This window comes from Komagataeibacter rhaeticus, assembly GCF_003207855.1.
GTDB lineage: Bacteria > Pseudomonadota > Alphaproteobacteria > Acetobacterales > Acetobacteraceae > Komagataeibacter > Komagataeibacter rhaeticus.
The window spans coordinates 1-18335 of the sequence record NZ_NKTZ01000031.1; the positions used below are offsets into that span (position 1 = coordinate 1).

Here is an 18335-nt window from a genome sequence, read left to right on the forward strand (position 1 = left end):
CGACGCCATCTGGTCCGGGGTTAACCCCGGACCAGATGGCCAACAGCAACGCCGTCAGAAGGGCGGCATAACAACAACCGGGTATAGCTTATCAAGCCCGCAAAACTGTCCGAACGGACGGGACCACCTCTGGGAGTCCGCCATGTCATCCATCATCACCGAAGTTTCCCTACGCGAGAAAATCGCTTATGGATGCGGCGATCTTTCCTCCAACCTGATGTGGGGCATGACGTCGTCCTACCTCATGTTCTACTACACGGACATCTATGGCCTGCCCGTGGTGGCGGTGGGGTGGATCCTGCTGACGGCACGGATTTTCGATGCATTCTGCGATCCGGCCATCGGTTATTTCATTGACCGCAGGGGCGGGCATGTCGTGTCCCGCCTGATCCGCAGCCTTGCCATTCCATTCGGCCTGTTCGGCTGCCTGTGCTTTGTGGCCATGCCCCTTTCCCCACAGGGAAAGATAGCATGGGCCACCCTGACCTATATTGTATTCGGGGCCATCTATTCGTGCATCAATACACCCTATGGCGCGCTGGGCACGATGATGACCCGCAGCGCGCAGGACCGGGTGGACCTGAACGCCTTCAGGATGATGGGGTGCCAGAGCGGCCAGTTTATCGTCTCCCTGCTTACCATTCCGGCCATTACGTGGCTGGGGGGCGGAAGCGGCATGCCGCAACGCCAGCATGGCATGGCCATTTATGCACTGGTACTTGCCGTTACGGCAACCGTACTCTGGCGCTATGTCGGGCGGATCTGCGTTACCCGTTACCCCCCCCTGCCCGCGCGTCATCCACCCGCGGTCCTGCTGCGCGCCCTGGCGTGGAACCGAAGCTGGTGGATATGCAATGCACTGGTATTTCTGCAATTTGTCGGTCTGGCAACACTGTATGGCTTTGCGCTGTACTATGCCCGCGTCGTTCTGGGAGGCCGGGCTGAACTGGGCAGCATTCTTCTGACCGTTGCCACCATAATGGGCTTTGGCGGTGCGCTCGTATGCCCGCACGGCGTACGTCACCTGGGTGTTGTCGGAACGGCCATGACCTGCCTGTGCGTGCAGGTCATGGCCTATGCGCTGCTTTTCCTGGCCGGTGGCTCCACACCGTTTTTCCTTGCCGCCTTTTCCATGCTTACCCTGGCACAGGGTATCGGGTCGCCACTTTATTATGTACTGCTGGCGCATGCGATCGATCGGGGCCGGCTGATGTCATCTGCCAACACCGCCGGCATGGCCTATTCAATCAATACATTGGTTACAAAAGTATCCATGGGTGTTACCGGCTTTCTACTCGCATCCTTCCTGTCTTACGGCCACTATACGGGCGGGGCCGATACGGTCTTTATCGGGCTGAAACACTGGGTCACGGCCGGGTTCGTATGGCTGCCGCTGGGCAGCAGCGCGCTGCAACTCGTTTTCCTGGCGCTTTGGCCGCGCGGCATCACGCCACTTCCCGAAACGGCATGAAAAACGGTTTACATCTACCGGGCATGACCGGTCCTGCCTTCTGGCCGGTATGGCAGACACCATAAGAGCCCGCGGGATTGGGGCATTCCGCGTGAATCCATTGCCGGGGGCGCTTGTCCATCCCTTTGAAAAATCAGTAAAAGGGGAGCAGTTCATCGAATATTTTGCCAGCAGACCTGTTTTCCATAAATGTATGTTGCAAGATCAGGGCTTGTCAGACCCTGATATGGTCCGCTGTAGCAGCGGTAAGGACGACCTTGGCGCGATCGTCCTTCGACATGCGTTATCTTCCCTGGGTTTCGACTGGGCATGCGTTCCGGCGCGCAGGGACGACATGGATATCCGCTGAATGTAGCCACCAAGTAAAAGAAGCGGAAGCCGACGCCATGTGCCCACCAGACATCACGCGCCGGTTCGCATCGAACAATACCGGAAACAGAAACGTGAAAGCTTCAGGAGAATTTTTCCCCGACCATATCCTCACTTTTCGCCCACAGCGCCTCGGCATGCGCGGGATCGACCGCGTAGGCCCGCACGCCCTCACTGACCAGACTGATCGGCTGGTCATCGGGCACGACCGGACTGACGTGGCAGTCTTCGCAGTAATGGCCGCCGACCGCGTCAGCCGCCCCCACTACGCCTGCCCAGACCGACGTGGCCGCTCCCTGCGGAATGGTCTTGAACTGGAACGGCGGTTTGCCTTCAGCCGCAGCCTGTTCATTGATCCCCTTCACCATCGCCTCGATGGCGCCAGCCTGCATATGACGTGCAAGTTCGGTCATGATCCCACCGGGATGCACCGCCGTGGCGCGCACGCCGCGCGCGCGATGCCGCGCATCAAACGCAACGGCAAAGAGGATGTTGGCCGTCTTGGAGCGCCCGTAGGCGGCAAATGAATCGTAAGGTGTATGGGCGAAATTCGGGTCTTCCAGATCAACATCCGCAAAGCGGTGTCCGGCCGAGGACACGTTGACCAGCCGCGCACCGGTGCGCATCAGTCCCGCGATCCGGTTGACGAGGACGAAGTGCCCCAGATGATTGGTGCCGAACTGCGTCTCGAACCCGTCCTTCGTATGGCCGAACGGCGTGGCCATCACGCCTGCATTGGCAATGATCAGATCAAAGGGCAGACCGGTAGCATTCAACTGATCGGCGCAGGTGCGGACACTGTCCAGATCCGCAAGGTCCAGGGCGGCCAGTTCGAAACCCCCGCCCCCACGCGCAGCATCCGCGCGGACCTGTGCGGTGGCCTGTTCCGCTTTTGCCAGATTGCGCGCCGCCCCCACCACCTGGGCACCATGTGCGGCAAGGGCACGCGCGGTTTCAACGCCCAGGCCAGCGGAAACGCCGGTCACGAGAACACGTTTTCCCTTCAGGGATACGCCGGAGAGGACATCTTCCGTTGTCGAGCTTGCGCCAAAAATCTGTGTCATGGGTGGAACTCCTTGAAAGGATGCATCCGTTTTTTGCCGAAGCGGCATGCGGGGTGTTATGTGGAGTGTAGCTCCGCCTGATATATGCGGAGCATTACTCCGCTTAACAAGAGGGAAACTGGTGACCGACGAAAAAAAGCCGCGCCGCCGACCGCGCAGCGATGGACAGCGCAACAGGGAAAACCTGCTGACAGTGGCCAAGGCCGCGTTCACGGCAGGGGAAGTCGATATCCCGCTGGATGAGGTCGCCCGTCGTGCGGGTGTCGGGATCGGCACGCTTTACCGCCACTTTCCCAATCGCGATGCGCTGATCGAGGCGGTCTATCGCGCTGAACTGGACCGCCTTGCCAATGCTGCGCCGACCCTTGCCGCGCAGCATCCGCCGGTGGAGGCGCTGCGGGCATGGATGCGGCTGTTTGTGGACTATATCGCGGCCAAACAGGTGATTGCCCCCGCACTCAATGGGCTGGTTGGGGGAACGTGCGCGCTTTATGCCCAATCCGGCACGATTCTGCAGAACGCGATCGAGGGGCTTGTATCGGCTGCTGTCGCAAGTGGAGACATCAACGCGGATATCGATCCGCTTGATCTGCTTCGTGCCCTGGCCGGCGTTTCGAACTATGCGGCCGGTCCCGGCTGGGAAACCAGCGCGAAGCGCCTTGTCGATATCCTCATCGCCGGATCTCGGAGAACGACCCCGTAAACTACGACATTGGGTGGCAGCGTTCCGTTACATCGGCGGTGGTCTGGCAACTCTGTATCGAACATGCCAGGTGCAGGGGCACATCTGGTTGCCAGCATACCGACAGCCTGCAGGCCCCCTGTAACAGGCCATACATCCTGTCAGGGGGCACCGCATTCAGCAGCCTGACAGGTGGTCAGTGATTGACCAGATCACGGCCACGCGCATGGGCTGCTCTCTGGCCGATCTGACGCATCTGCGCACGCAGCCCCTTTTTGCCGGGGGCTGGCCCGGCATCGTGGTGGCCACCGCGATGGAAGTCGGGGTTGAAGGCAAGCCAGTTCATGTCCTGCTCCACCACCTGCATTGCCTGGTCCACCGCCCGGGGAATGGACGGGTCATCGGCCATCTGCCATGCGGGATGTTCGTGCCCGATCACCACATGCACATCGACTTCCGCTTCATGGCCATATTCATCGCGACCGATCAGGGTCAGGTCGATGGAACCGGTGGCTTCATCCGGCGCGATCATGGAAAAGCAGCGGCGATCCGCATCGAACGAAACCCAGTCCGGCAGCGGCGCGCCGCCCGCCTGCCGTGCCGTAATGGTCAGGTTGAGGTCCGTTCCATCCGAACTGATGAAGGCACCGGCAGGCACATCAACATCATACTGCTGATTGGTCGTCACAAACCGGTACAGCGACGTGCCGCGTATCCATGTCTGGTGCGCGACGCCAAAACCCCGCTGGAACTCGTTCTCGAACGCATCCTCCACCGATGTCTTGAGCATGCTGGACGAACTGAGATCGTTGTTCAGGGTGGAGCCGGAAAGGGCGGGATTACCCTCCTGCTGCGTTACGTTCGTATTCAGCATCACGGGGGACTGCGAGACGTGGCTGGTCTCATCCGCCATCAGCGCCGACACATCGGCAACCTGTGCGGCGTTACCCGTCGCCAACGTGCTGTTGGTCTCCACCAATGCGGCGGACAACCCGCCCGGCGTACCGGTAAAGCCGATCACGGCGGCAAAATGCAGTTCCGCGCTGGCCGGCAGCACAAGCGCCGCCGTGGCGGAAACCGCGGTGCTGACATCCTGCCATGTCCTGCCACCATCGGTTGAGTATTGCCATGTCCCCTGCGTGGCCGGGTTGGCTGTATTGCCCACGATGGCGATCCCCTGAAGATGGTCGGCTACCGAGCCATCAGGGTTGGAGGCACTGCGCTGCTGGTCGACCTGGTCCGAAAAAGTCGGCCCGAACAGATTGGCAACGCTATCGCCCTTCACGTCCAGCCTGTTGGTGTATTCGGATGGCAGGGTCGCGCTACCGCTTGCCACCGGTGCGTCATTGACCGGTATGACACCGGTATGCACATGCACCGGCACGACATCGAGCGCGGTTCCCCCGCCCGTGCTGCTTACATCCACACCCGTCGCGACACCGGTTATGGCGTCACCCGCCACAGCCTTGCCATCCGCCCCCGTAAAGGCGGTGGCCGTGGTATTGTCCACCACCGTTGCCGTAAGCGAAAGGTTGGACGGATCACCGTTAAAGTTGGACGCAGGCTGGAACCACACCTGCGCATCCTTGGGCAGCACCACCGCATTGGTGGCGGAAAGATCGGTCGGCAGCGCCTGCGCCGTACCACCGGGCACGGAATACATCCACGTCCCTTCACTGGCAGGCGTGGCGTTGCCGGTAATGGCAACACCGCCCACACCATTCGGATCGTCTGCGGCGGTGAACAGGTCAGACACGGTCTGTTTCGTGCCCGGCTGGTCTTCCTGGCCGGGCGGAAGGCTGATGTCCCTGTGGCTGTCCGGTGTAACCGTGATGTCCAGCGGCTGGCTGTTGGTACTGACCGACCCGTTGGGGTAATCGTGCTGCATCCGGGTTATGTTTACGCCCGTCAGGGCCGTGGCAGTGCCGTCAAGCGCCTGCCCCGTAACACTGGTGGCGACACCGTTGCTGGTGCCGGTTATCGGCACGGCGGCCGAACTCTCGACAACCTGCGTAGTCAGGCTGCCAGGCGTGCCGGTAAAGTTCGGCACAGGGTCAAAACGCAATGTGGCCTGATCGCCCAGCACCAGGGCATTGCTGCCCGAGACATCAGCAGGCACGTCCGTCCATGTCCTGCCACCATCGGTTGAATACTGCCATGTGCCCTGGGTCGTGGGGTTGGCCGTATTGCCGGTAATGGCCACGCCGGCCAGATGGTCGGCGGTGGAGCCTGTCGGGTCGGCCGCGCCCTGCTGTGCATCGGCCCCGTCCTGCACGGCATCGCCATACAGGCTTGCAACCGTGGCGCCCGTATTGGTGCTTTCGGCACTGTTGGAGGTCACGTCAGGCAACGTATAGTGCCCTGGCGCCATGGTTGGCGGGTCATTGACCGGCGTTACCGCAGTGGACAGGTCGACCGTGCCCACACTGAGCGCTGTCTGCCCGCCACGGGTCGAGACATCGGCGCCGGCTATCGCCATCGTGCCGGAATCCAGCGCGGCCCCGGTCAGGGGCGTGCCATCTGGCGTGGTCAGGGCCTGCCCGTCCGCTCCCGCAAGGGCGGGACTGCCGGATGTCGCATCCGAATTGTCGATCAACGCCACCTTGAGGTCATCGCCACCTGCGGGCTGGCCGTTATAGTTGGCTGCGGGCGTAAACTGCAGTTGCGCATCCTTGGACAGTACGAGCGCATTCGTGTCCGAGATGGCGGCCGGAAGCTGCGTCCACGTCTTGCCGCCATCGGTTGAATAGGACCATGTGCCCGCAGCCGTGGGCGTGTAGCCCACTATGGCCACGCCCGCCATGGTGTTGGCTGTGGAACCATCCGGGTTGGTGGCACTGTGCTGCTGGTCGGTCTGATCCGAGAAATAGCTGCCAAACAGGTCCTGCACGCTCGCTGCCTGCGGCGTGTCTTCCGTTACCTGCCACGAAGCGGGCAGCCCCCCCGTTACCGGCGTAGCGCCGGGATCGCTGTTGCTGACCACCACGTTCGGGGCGTCGTTCACGTTGTCGTCCATCAGCGCAACGCTATCCACGGCCGACGAATAGGCCGAACCCGGCGTATTGATGCCCGTGCCCAGCCCAGCCACAGCCGGCAGCGTGGAGATGCTGCCATTGGCCGCGCCATCGTACTGGTCCCATGCGCGGAAGGTCAGGGCATCATTGACCTTGCCGTTCCAGTTCGGGTCGGTGGACTGGAAATAGACCCGCGCCTGCCCGTTATCGATCAGGTGCAGCGCGCTGTCGGCGCCTATCGCGTTGCTCACGCCGCTACCGGCGAATTCGGTCCATGTCCTGCCGTTGTTGATACTGTACCACCATGTGCCGTGGGTGGTATCGGCACTGGTAATGGCGATGCCGGGCAGCGGGGTCACGCCTGCGGCTGTCTGGCCCGTCAGGCCGGCGCCATCAGGATCGGTCACGTTGCCTGCGCCACCTGTTGCCCCTGCATAGCCCACAAGCTGCGAGACCGATGTGCCGACCGCACCCTGCGGCGGACCGGAGTCCTCCTGCGCATCGTTGAGGGAGACCGGAACCGAGGGATCGAGGATCGGGGAGTCATTGGCGGCAATGACCGCAATCGTGCCGTTTGTGACGATGGGCGCACTCACCCCGTTTTCAAAGACCGATATGCTCACGTTACGCGTGCCGACGACAGGCGTATCGGAACTGTCATAATATTGCAGGCTGGCCAGCGTGCTCCGCCAGTCCTGCAGTGTGGTTGCGGTGCCCGCAGTCAGTGTCAGGGTGCCGGTTGCGCTGTCCATGCTGGCGGTAATGCCACCCGCCGTGCTGGCGGCCAGTACATCCTCTGCCGTGGCGGAGGCGATCTGCACCGTCACTTTCTGGATTGAACCCGTACCCGTGCCCGACGCATCCTCTACCGACAGATACGATCCCAGATCCGTCGCTTTGGTCATGGCCGGGATATCATTGGGTTCGGCATAGGTGGTGGCAAAGGAACTGCCGCCCACACTGACACGCGTGAACATGGGCGCACTGGTCTGCACGCCCCCCGTGCCCTGCGCGCCAGTGGTGACCTGCGTGCCCGTAAGGTTGGTATTGCCATCGGAGAACGTGGCCCCCAGCGTGACATCAAGCTGTGTTGCCGGGTCGGTTGCCGTGGGTGTGTAGGTATAGGTCAGGTCTTGCGCCAGTGTGGCGATGCCGGCCTTGGTGGCGGCTGTATTGAACGTCAAGTTCAGCACGCCGCCCGTGTCGGTATAAGTGCCGATCGCGGTACCGTTCACGCTTACCTGTCCACCCGCCATGCTCACGTCGGTGCCCGTCACGCCAAAGCTGTCTGCGGCCGAAGGGGCGGCCTTGCCATCAGCATAGCGCTGCACCGTCAGTGTGGTACCGGCATAGCTGTAGGTGTCGCTTTCCTTCGTGGTCAAGGTATCGAGTTCGTGGTCATCCACCGTTACCCCGCCATCGCCGATTGCCGTGGGGGCGCCAGCGGTGGCCACATGCGGCGTGGTATCCTGCCAGCCTGTAATGGTGGGGACGGTATCGGGCAGTTCATAGGCCAGGTCGGCATGGGTTGCGCTCATGCCATTGGTTGAACCCGCATCGGGGCTGACAGCGGTTGTGGCTGACGTCACCGCGCCATCATGGTTGTAGACCTCCGTCTCGCTGGCAGGCACGCCATCCGTCCCCCCTGTGGTCGGCACGGTAATTTCCGCAATGGAGGATGTGGGCGTGCCATAAACCGGCACCAGCACCGCGTAGTTGCCATTGCCATCGGTCTGGATGCCTGTCTGCACAAGGCCGTTGGCATAGGTGCCGTCCTGCCCGCGCGCGGTAACCGTAACGCCTACGCCCTTCAGTGGGGTATCGATGGCGCTGTCATAGGTGCCGGGCGTGTTGCCCAGCGCCTGCCAGATCTGGCCCGACAGGGTGCCAAGCCCCATCGTGACCGAACGTTCATAGGTATCGGCGCTATTGGTGCCTGCCGTGCCAGCCTGCCCGGCCGAGCCATCGCGGCTCTGCGCCGTTCCGCCTGAAGTGGCGGGCGTGGCCCCGGCCAGTGATTCCCACGTCACATCGGTCGTGGTCTGCGCCAGCCCCTTTGTCAGGTCGGACAGCTTGACCGTATAGGTCACGGTCTCGCTGGCACCGGCGGCCAGCGTCAGGCCGCTGGTGGTCACGCCGTCCGTATCCGCGCTCACCACGCTGCCGCTGGCATTGATCGTGGTGTCCACTGTGCCATTACCCGTGGCCGCAACAGTGCCAGCAATGGTTTCCTGCCCTGTCACCAGCGGGTCATCGAGGGCGACATCATAAGCCGTGGCATCGCCGGTATTGGTCAGGATATCGGTAAAGGTGACGGTGTCAGCGGTGTAATCGATCGCGGTCACCGCCTTGCCCAGCGTGACGGTGGGTTCCTTGACCGTTTCGCTTACGGTGGAGGCGGGCGTGGATATGGGTGTCGCCGTGGAAGTTGGTGACGTACTGGCCGTCAGGCTCTCGCTCAGGGCGGTGCCATCCTTGTTGGCCGTGGTATTGAGCACCGTGCCCGCCACCTGGATGATGGCATAGTTGGGAACGGGTGATGTATCGTTGTTGGTTACCGTGCCCAGGCTGATGGTAAGCACGGTCTGGCCGGAGGAGTCCGTTGTCACGCCGGTTATGGCCGCGCCATTACTGTTGAGCGCGGCCTCCGCCGGATCCGTAAGCGTGAAGGTCTTGCCGCCACCCTGCATGGTCAGGGCCGCTGTCGTTCCTTCGGCCAACTGCGCGGCACTGCCAAGGCTGGACGAGGTGATCTCCCCGTTCGGACTGGCCAGAAGCAGGCGCAGCGATGTGGGGTCAAGCTGCACATTGTCCGGCACCGCGAGGGTCAGCGTCACATTGTGGTTCTGCCCTTCGGGGATCAGGACCTCGCCCTGCAGGGTGATCTGGTCGCCGGGCACGGTATTGGCCACAGTGACCGGCGCGCGGTAGGAGATGCCGCCGGTCGTGTCATTGCTCTCACCCACAATGTCGAGCACGGACGTGAAACTGCCAACCGCTGGCGCATCGCTGACCGTGCCGTTGAAGGCTTCAGGCACATCCTGCGGTTTTGCCGATGCATCCCCCGATCCGGACGCGGTGCCCGATGGGGGCATGAATACGTAGCTCTCTGGCGCCGAATGCCAAGTGTAGGCGTCCGTTACCGTAAGCTGTGTGTCGGCCGGCAGGTCGTTGGCAACCGTGCCGGTAATGGTGTAGGTGACCGAAGCGCCACGGGCAAGAGCGGCAAGCTGGGACAGGGCGACGGATGTCTGGCCAGCGGCCACGGTGATGGTATTGCCCCCACCCGTGATGGTCACGCCAGTGAGGCCCGACGGCAGCGTGATGGCATGATCAATGTCATAGGCCGTCACATCACCATTATTGCCCAGTGTCAGGGTATAGGTCACCTTCTGGCCACTGTACAGCGGCTGGCCATTCGTATCATCGGTAATGGTTTCGGTGAGGGAGGGCTTGCGCTCGGTTACGGTCACGTCGGCGGGGCCAGCCTGCTCGGCCACGGTGTTCATGCCATCCGGCCCGTCAACGGTGGCCGTATCATCATGTACGCTGTAGTTCAGCACCGCCGATGAAGTGATCGTATCCGTATTGGCCGGGGCATTGTTCTTGCCATAATAACCGTTATAGGCCAGCGTTATGGTGCCGGGGGCCGAACCGGAATTGGTAACCGTCCTGCCCAGATCAAAGGTCAGGGTGGTGGTGCCATCAGCGTTATTGACCACCGTTGGCGCAGGCAGGCTGCCGTCGGTACCGACGCTGGAGGCGGTCACACCCGCCAGGGTACCAACAAAGTCCCCGGCATAATCCATGCCCGCGGGCAGGGTTTCCACCACCGTCACATCACCATCGCCATTGGTAAGCGTGCCTTCGGGCACGGCTACGGTAATGGTGGTGGTGCGCGTCTCGCCACTGACAATGTTACCGCTGGACGTGGTCGTAGCAACGCCATCATTCGTGGGCAGGTTGGATGCGCTGATGGTCTTGCTGATGGTGGGCGCCTGCAGGGTGATACTGGCCGGATCGGTCAGGTCCGAGGCCTGCCCGCCAATCGGTACGTGATTGGTCACGAACCCGTCCCCCTGGGCCACGGCGCCGGGGCTGTTGCCAAAGTTCACCACCGTTGCGTTGGCCACCAGCGTATCGCCAAGGTTCTGGCCGGTGGGCAGGGTCAGGTCATAGGTAATGGTCAGGTCCTGCCCCTTGGCCAGGACCGGATCCGTTGCCAATGTGGCCGGTATGGTCAGGCCACCCGTGCTGAAATAGCTGCTGGCAGAGGGATAGATCACCGTCCCATCGGGGCGCGTGATCTGGAAATTCGTCACATCCGCCGTCGAGAACCCGGCTGGCAGGGCGCCCGATACCGTCAGGTCGTACATGTCGGCCGAGCCGGTATTTTCCACCGTGGAGGCGATACGCACGGTATCGCCGCCCTTGGCCCCCGTGGCATTGAGGTCATTGACCGCGCCAAGGCCGCTGACGCCACCGGCAGGAACCGATATATAGGCCCCCCCAACCGATCCTGCGGCGTTGAAGGTGGTGGTGGGATCGGTATCCGTCCCCTCACCCGCCGTCTGGGGCGTATAGGTGACCTTTTCCGCGCTGTCACCGTTCATGACCGACACCACGCCTGTCTTGATCACGGCTGCTGGCTCGCCAACGGTAACCGACTGCAGGGTGGACTGGGCCGTCTGGGTATTCTGCCCGTTGGTGAAGGTGGACTGCTCCTGGCTGGTCAGGCTCAGGCCATCGGCAAAGGGGGTCGAGGTGGCCTTGACGGTAAACAGCACGGTGACCGTCTTGCCGGCATCACTCGATGCGGGGATGTCGCTGCTGCCCATATCAAAGCTGATGCTGTTGCTCGAAGCCTGGGTCGAGACCTGGACCTGGCTTGGATCGACACCACCCGGTACGCTCACCACACTGTAGGTGCCTGCCTTCTGGTCAAGGAGGTCCGTGCTGCTGGCCGCCGTGAAGGCGGAATCGCCGGTGCCCGTGGGGTTGCTCGTGTCATACAGCGGCACGGGCAGGTATGATGACAGGTCAAGGTCGCTGTAGGTGCCGGTCTTGAGGGTGTAGGTCGCCTCGTAAGTGACCTCGTCACCTGCGTGGATGACAGGTGTCGTTCCGTCCGTGCCGGATTGGTTGACGGCCACGATCTTCAGCCCCGTTGTGCCACTGGGCACGGAAAGCGTGCTGCTTGAATTATCCTGCACCTGCGAAGTTGTACCATCGGGGGCCGTTGCCAGCGCGCTGACACTCACGCTGCTGCTGACCGTATCCCCTTCGGTCACCGGCGTGTTCGAGGCGGTATAATTATCCAGCACCGTGCTGGCATAGCTGATCGTGCCCTGCTTGCCTGCGCCCATGGCAGGCAGGTTATTGTCAATCAGGTACTGGGCAATGTTCATTGTTACCACGGTCTGCCCGTTATCACCCGGCGTGGCCGACCAGTAGTCACTGCCCAACTGCACTTCATGCGATGTTCCGGTGGCATCGGTATAGGTAAAGGTCGGGTCCGTGCCGGGCTTCAGGGCCTGGCCATCGCCCAGCGTGGCGGTCACCATCATGCCGGTGCTGGAATAATAGTCCGAATTTTCGATATGGATCTCATGCGTGACGGTATCGCCGGGCATGACCTGCCCATCGGTCTGGCTGCCCGCCGCATCTGTGACCGTATCCGTCTCCTGTACCGCGAACGCCTTGGCGTTGAACGCGGTGGGTGCCGTATCCACCGTCGTCCTGGCCAGAGTTATGGCGCCGTCCTGCCCGGGCGGGGTCCAGTCGCCGCTATAGGTTACGGTGGCGGGTGCGATGGTCGTGGGCGCAGTGGTCCCGCCGGAAGTATTCAGGATCGTATTGTTTACCGCATCCGTCTGGCCGACATAGACAGGAACATCAACCTTGTAGGATGCACCCGCGTCATAGGCCACACTGGGCAGCACCACATGCAACGAGCCGCCGGTCGTGCCATCGGCGGAGGGCACATAGGTGATCTTGGCACCGGTGACTACAGAACCATCAGGTGCCGTTATGGTAACCGACTTGTCGCCGATATAGTTGACGCTATTGGGCAGCGTCACATCAAGCGTCATGTCCGTGATCGGGTTACCAGCCGTTGCCGCGGCCGGGGTAACGCTGACCTCATATGTGGCGGGATAATCCTGACCGGTCGGGACCTCGTCTTCCCCGAGGGGCGAGGTAATGATCCCGGCGCTGACGTGAACAAGGTCCTGGGCAACGGAATTGCTTACAACCGCTCCCTGAATGGTCGGGTCCGTGGCCGGATCGCTCAGCGCATCATTGCCATACTGGTACCCCCCGGCCGCCGCGATGACAATCGGGGCCCCCGTGCCGCTTGACTGGTCAACGGTTTCGACCGTTTTGTTGGCGAACTGGGCCGTAAGCGTGATGGCAGGCTGGCCTGGCGTATAGCTGCCAAATGGCAGGGAAACCACGTACATGGTATCGCCCGCCTTGAAGCTGGATGGTGCATCCACAAATTCCGGCTGGCCGTTTGCCCCGGTGCTGTACGGGTTGAGGGCGCCCACGACTCCGTTGGAATCCGTCGTCAGCGTCACCGCCTTGACCGTCAGGTCGTTCCCCAGATAGCTGACGGAGGTCAGCGGCGTGGTGCTTGGTGCAAAGACCTCGACAAAGGGACCATACCCCACGCTGGTGGAAGGATTGGTAAAGGTGATATCCTGTGAAAAGGAATTGCCCAGCAGGGTGCTGGTGCCGGCTGTATTCGCAATCGCGACATCCGCCGTAGCGCCCGGGCTGTCCAGCACGCTGTCATAACCGGCCTCGGCCGCGGCGGAGAACGGGTTATCCACCGCATTCGCGGCCACATCATCGGTCAGTTCCAGGGTCCAGTCACCACCGAGTGTCGCAAGGCCCGTGCGGTCGGTCGAGGCGGCAACGCCCGCGCCGGTCAGGGTATGCAGGTCCTCCACCAGCGCCTGCCCGGCCGTCCCCTGCCCCACATCGCAGCCCCAGAACAGGATCTGCCCGCTTGCCCCCAGCGCATCGCCCCACTGCGCAACCTGCCTGCTGTCGGCCATGATGGTGGCGGCGTTTATGGTGGCGCTGCCAAGATCGATCTGCCCTGACTGCCCGTATGTGAGGAAGCTGACACTGTTGAGGTCCTGCTGGTGCGACAGGACACGCGAGACGACGGACATGCCATCACGCGCGCTGTCCACCACCACCACGCCCACGTTATCGCCCAGCGAGGCAGTGAGTTCGCGCCAGTCGCTGACCCGGGAATCTACAAAGACGATATCGGTAAAACTGTCTTTTTTTCCACCATCACGTTCATGAAACGACCGGCCTGTACCAGTGGTTGCAGGTAAATCCGGCAGGGAACCGACGGCTTCATCCACAACAGGGGCATCATGGGCATTTTCCCCCTGATTCTCGTGATGGTGCCTGTCCACCCCATGATGATGGGTAACATGCGCCACGCTGCCATCAAAAAGATATCTCTGCTCAAGAATCAGACGCATGAAAAATCCAGTTTTATCAATAATTTGTTTATGAATGCCAGACTATGGTTTCCATGAGATGAATCATTGCCACTCCGCAGTGGCGCCACGGCTGCATTTTCAATTCTCGCATTCCGTCTACAATTTTTTTGCTCATGTTACAACGAATGAAGTTGACAGAAATGTGTTGGCACCATAACTACCATGCCGCGCCCGGTATCGAGCGCAGCGCAACTGTAAAATAGGCTGGTATTACAAAACCATACCTATATACACCCCTATATAGTCAGGTAACCAAAACCCTGATTCTGCCAGATTTTATTAAAATTTTTCTTCCCGTTCTGAACACAACCCGGAAATTCATGGTAAATACTGTGACGCATCAGCTTACCCGCGACAAATTACGTCTGGTCTCCTGCGCTGCGCTCTCGACAGTCATGCTTCTGGCGGGGTGTGGCATGCGGCCCAGGCCCATGCCGCTGGCTGACCATATAAAGCGTGCGGATGCGGATCACGCCACGATCGAGGCCCGTTATCTGCCGCTGGACGGTGACCTGACACTGGGCACCGCCATCGCGCGCGCGCTCAAGTTCAATTATGATTCACAGGTTGCCAAGCTTGAGATCAACCAGCAGGAAAAGCAGCTTGATCTGGCCCTGATGCAGATGCTGCCGCACCTTGCCGCCGATGCGGGCTATACCGACAGAAGCAACAACAATGCTGCTGAAAGTATTGATGAATTCAGCAACCAGCGCTCACTGGATTATTCCTATTCCGAAATGCCCAGCCATGGCAGCGGGGATATCAGCTTTTCATGGAACGCGATGGATGCGGGGATCAGCTATTTCTCCGCCCGCCAGCAGGCCTTCCGCGCCCTGATTGCCGTGGAACGGCGCAGGCGCGCCATCAATGATCTGGTCAAGGCCGTTACCACCAATTACTGGGAAGCCGCGGCAGCCCAGGTCATGCTGCCCCGCCTTGACCCCATCATCCACGATGCGGAAACCATGCTGGCGGCATCGCAGGATGCGGGTAACGCGCACCTGCAGTCCCCCCTTACGCTGCTTGATTACCAGCAGAACATCATCCAGATCCTGGGTGAAATGCGGCGCATAAAGGATGAACTGGTCGGTGCGCAGATCCAGCTCGCCTCCCTCATCAACGTGCCGCAGGATGAAAAGCTCAACCTTGCCACCCACCCGCAGGATGTGCAGCCGCTGGGTAACCTGGACATCCCCACGCTGGAACGCATGGGGCTGGTCATGCGCCCCGAACTGCGCATGGAAGTGTACCAGCAGAAAGTTGACCGTCAGGATGTCTATAAGGAAATCCTGAAGATGATGCCCGGTATCGGGGCCATCGGCAACGGCAACTTTGATTCGAATGCCCTGCTCTACCACCATATCTGGGGCCAGATCGGGGTCCGGGCGACTGTCAACCTGATTAACATGATCCAGGGGCCGCGTGCCATCGCCGTGGCCAAGGGCAATGTCAAACTCTCGGAAATGCGCCGCCTTGCACTGAGTGTCGCCATTCTGGCCCAGATCAACCTGAGCGCGCAGAAATACGTCACGGCGGTGGATTTCCTCAAATCCTCGCGGCAGATCAATGATGTCAGCCTGCAGATGGAGCAGCTTGCCGTCTCCGCTTCCGCCGCAGGCGCGCAGTCCGAGGCCAATCGCGTGCGCCATCAGATGGCGGCCCTGCTGGGCCAGCTTGAATACAGCCGCAGCCTTGCGCATACCCATCAGGCACTGGCCAACCTGTATGCCTCCATTGGCGTGGACCTTGTGCCCGCCAATGCCGACATTCAGGATCTCAAGCACCTGACAGCACAGGTCGAGCATTCCATTGCCCTGTGGGAAAACGGCCGCCTGCCTGACCTGACGCTGCCCGATAATGTCAAGAAACCGGATGCGGGCAACAGCACGGCACCCGTCGCGGCACCGGTGCAGCAGGCTGCGCCGCCTGCCACCCCTGTCGCACAGATGGATACGGCACAGCCTGCCGCTACGCCCGGCTGATCTGCCAGCTTGCAACTCATTATCAATAAGTAATGTCATAAAGCCACCTCGTCCCCGGGCGGGAGTGGCGCCTTTATTTTGGAAGGCCGGTTGTGTATATGCGTATGTATTCGTTTATCTCCGCGCTGGCGCTTGCCCTTATGCCCGGTACGGTCCTGGCCCAGACAGCACGACCGGTCGCGCCCGCCGGGATGACGCCAGCCACCACGGCGCCTGTCCCGCAGCCTGATATCCCCCCCACGGCAGAACCGGACAGCACGGCGGTCCATGCCCCCAGCGTACAGGTAACCGCCCCCATGAGTGCGCAGATCAGCGCCAGCATGTCGGGCCAGCTTGAAAAATTTCCTTTGCGCGACGGTGACCACTTCCATAAGGGCGACGTCCTGGCCGAATTCCGCTGCGGCCAGCAGAAGGCAACCCTTGCCCACGCCCATGCCGAATACATCAAGCGCCGTGGCCTGCTGGACGTACAGAACAAGATGAAGGCACTGGGCCAATGGAGCGTATCGGACCTGCGCTCGGCCGCGGCCGATGAACGCGCGGCCAATGCCGATCTGGAAATGGCCAGCGCCGTTGTGGCGCAGTGCGTGATCGAGGCCCCGTTTGACGGGCGTGTTTCCAATACAATGGTGCATAATTACCAGTATCTTTCAGCCGGAACCCCCATGCTGGAAATACTGGATGATACCTCGCTTGAACTGTCCATGATCGTCTCATCCATGGAACTGCGCCATCTGCAGCCCGGTACCTCGTTCAAGGTCCACATACTGGAAACGGATGCCACTTACCCTGCAACCATCAGCCGCATCTCGGGCAAGGTGGACCCCGTCAGCAAGACCATCAAGGTCTATGGCAAGCTGACCCGTCCCGCCCCTGACCTGCTGCCGGGCATGACAGGAGAAGCCCAGTTCGGTCAATGAGGGCGGATGGCTGACGGATCATGACCTTCCCCCCGCCTGATCCCGCACGCATGCAGCAAGGGCGGCAGGCCGCATTGCTGCGGCTGTCGGCCCTTGTGCATCTATGCGAACGCCTGCGGACCTGCCCGCCCGATGAGCTGGATTTCGTGCTGGTCAACGAAAGCCATAATCTCCTTCCCTACCAGCAGGCCGCCCTTTACCGCACGGACAAGGCAGGGATTGCCGCCATATCCGGCACGGCGGTATTCGATGCCTCCGCCCCCTATGTGCGCTGGCTGGCCCAGGTGTTCGAAAGCATCACGCCCCGGACAGAGGCCGTGGTACTCGATGCCGCGACCCTGCCTGCGGCACTGCGCGATGAATGGGCGCAATGGATGGCCCCCCATGCCGTGCTCATTCCGCTGCCCGGACGGCATGGCCGCGCAGGCACACTGCTTGTCGCACGACCGGATACGTGGACACCGCCCGACATCCAGGCCCTGTGCATGATTGGCGGCGAGTATGCGGAAAGCCGCCAGCTTATCGCCTCTCAACCACCCAGGCCACGCGATACACGGATGCGCAGGCGCATCGGTGCCATACTGGCGGCCGCAGTACTGGTGGCGTTCTACCCGGTCCATTCATGGGTCCTGGCCCCGGCCGAAGTCGTGCCGGTGGCCCCTGCCTATGTGCGTGCGCCCTTTGCCGGTATCGTCCACCAGCTTGATATCCCCCCCAATACCGCCGTGCAGGCCGGCACGCCGGTGGTGGAACTGGAGCGCGCGCAGCTTGAAAGCCAGTACCAGGTTGCCCGCAAGGCGCTGGAAGTGGCGCGGACCCAATATGATGAAGCCATTCAGGCTGGTATGCTGGATGCCAAGGCCCGTGCCCAGGCTGGTGAACTCAAGGGCCGTATCGATGAAGAAGCAGCCCAGATGCGCTACCAGAGCGAACTGCTGCACCGCGCCACCCTGACCGCCCCGATAGATGGGCTGGCGCTTTACAACGACCCATCAGAGTGGGTGGGACGCCCGGTCGAGGCTGGCGAGCGTATCCTCATGGTCGCCCCTGCCCTGTCCCGCCGGATCGAGATCCGCCTGCCGGCAACCGAGACCGCACAGTTCCCCCCTGATGCGCGCGTGCGTTTTTTTGACAACGTGCATCCCGATCATCCAGCGGAAGGACATCTGGTCTTTAAGAGGTGGTCCCGTCCGTTCGGACAGTTTTGCGGGCTTGATAAGCTATACCCGGTTGTTGTTATGCCGCCCTTCTGACGGCGTTGCTGTTGGCCATCTGGTCCGGGGTTAACCCCGGACCAGATGGCGTCG

General features: G+C 61.5%; 8 protein-coding genes. 6 read left to right on the top strand and 2 right to left on the bottom strand.

Annotated features, from left to right (window positions below; genetic code table 11):
• Positions 1 to 142: 142 nt before the first annotated feature.
• Complete coding sequence (locus CFR78_RS14835; RefSeq protein ID WP_034930141.1) at positions 143 to 1471, top strand: MFS transporter; 1329 nt, start codon at positions 143 to 145, stop codon at positions 1469 to 1471.
• Positions 1472 to 1520: 49 nt separating this feature from the next.
• Positions 1521 to 1820: a hypothetical protein gene (locus CFR78_RS14840; protein ID WP_034930138.1), complete on the top strand. Its 300-nt coding sequence runs from the start codon at positions 1521 to 1523 to the stop codon at positions 1818 to 1820.
• Between the two features lie 103 nt (positions 1821 to 1923).
• On the opposite strand, the gene CFR78_RS14845 is transcribed toward CFR78_RS14840, so the two are convergent.
• The gene (locus CFR78_RS14845) at positions 1924 to 2904 is read right to left on the bottom strand and encodes an SDR family NAD(P)-dependent oxidoreductase (protein ID WP_007397971.1); all 981 of its coding nucleotides are present in this window, start codon (positions 2902 to 2904) and stop codon (positions 1924 to 1926) included.
• A 121-nt stretch (positions 2905 to 3025) separates the two neighbouring features.
• Here CFR78_RS14845 and CFR78_RS14850 point away from each other — a divergent pair, with 121 nt between their 5' ends.
• Positions 3026 to 3607, top strand: a complete 582-nt coding sequence (locus CFR78_RS14850; RefSeq protein ID WP_007397970.1) for a TetR/AcrR family transcriptional regulator — start codon at positions 3026 to 3028, stop codon at positions 3605 to 3607.
• A 175-nt stretch (positions 3608 to 3782) separates the two neighbouring features.
• On the opposite strand, the gene CFR78_RS14855 is transcribed toward CFR78_RS14850, so the two are convergent.
• Entirely contained in the window at positions 3783 to 14105 is a 10323-nt protein-coding gene (locus CFR78_RS14855; protein WP_110581323.1) for a DUF4347 domain-containing protein, read from the bottom strand.
• Between the two features lie 341 nt (positions 14106 to 14446).
• On the opposite strand from CFR78_RS14855, the gene CFR78_RS14860 reads away from it, so the two are divergent.
• The 3 genes from CFR78_RS14860 to CFR78_RS14870 all read left to right on the top strand — a co-directional run bounded on the left by CFR78_RS14860 (position 14447) and on the right by CFR78_RS14870 (position 18281).
• Positions 14447 to 16108 carry a TolC family protein gene (locus CFR78_RS14860; protein ID WP_099963246.1) on the top strand — a complete coding sequence of 554 codons (1662 nt, stop codon included), beginning with the start codon at positions 14447 to 14449 and terminating at the stop codon, positions 16106 to 16108.
• A gap of 98 nt (positions 16109 to 16206) precedes the next feature.
• Complete coding sequence (locus CFR78_RS14865; protein ID WP_240471373.1) at positions 16207 to 17028, top strand: efflux RND transporter periplasmic adaptor subunit; 822 nt, start codon at positions 16207 to 16209, stop codon at positions 17026 to 17028.
• A 20-nt stretch (positions 17029 to 17048) separates the two neighbouring features.
• Positions 17049 to 18281, top strand: a complete 1233-nt coding sequence (locus CFR78_RS14870; protein WP_258366183.1) for an efflux RND transporter periplasmic adaptor subunit — start codon at positions 17049 to 17051, stop codon at positions 18279 to 18281.
• Positions 18282 to 18335: the final 54 nt, after the last annotated feature.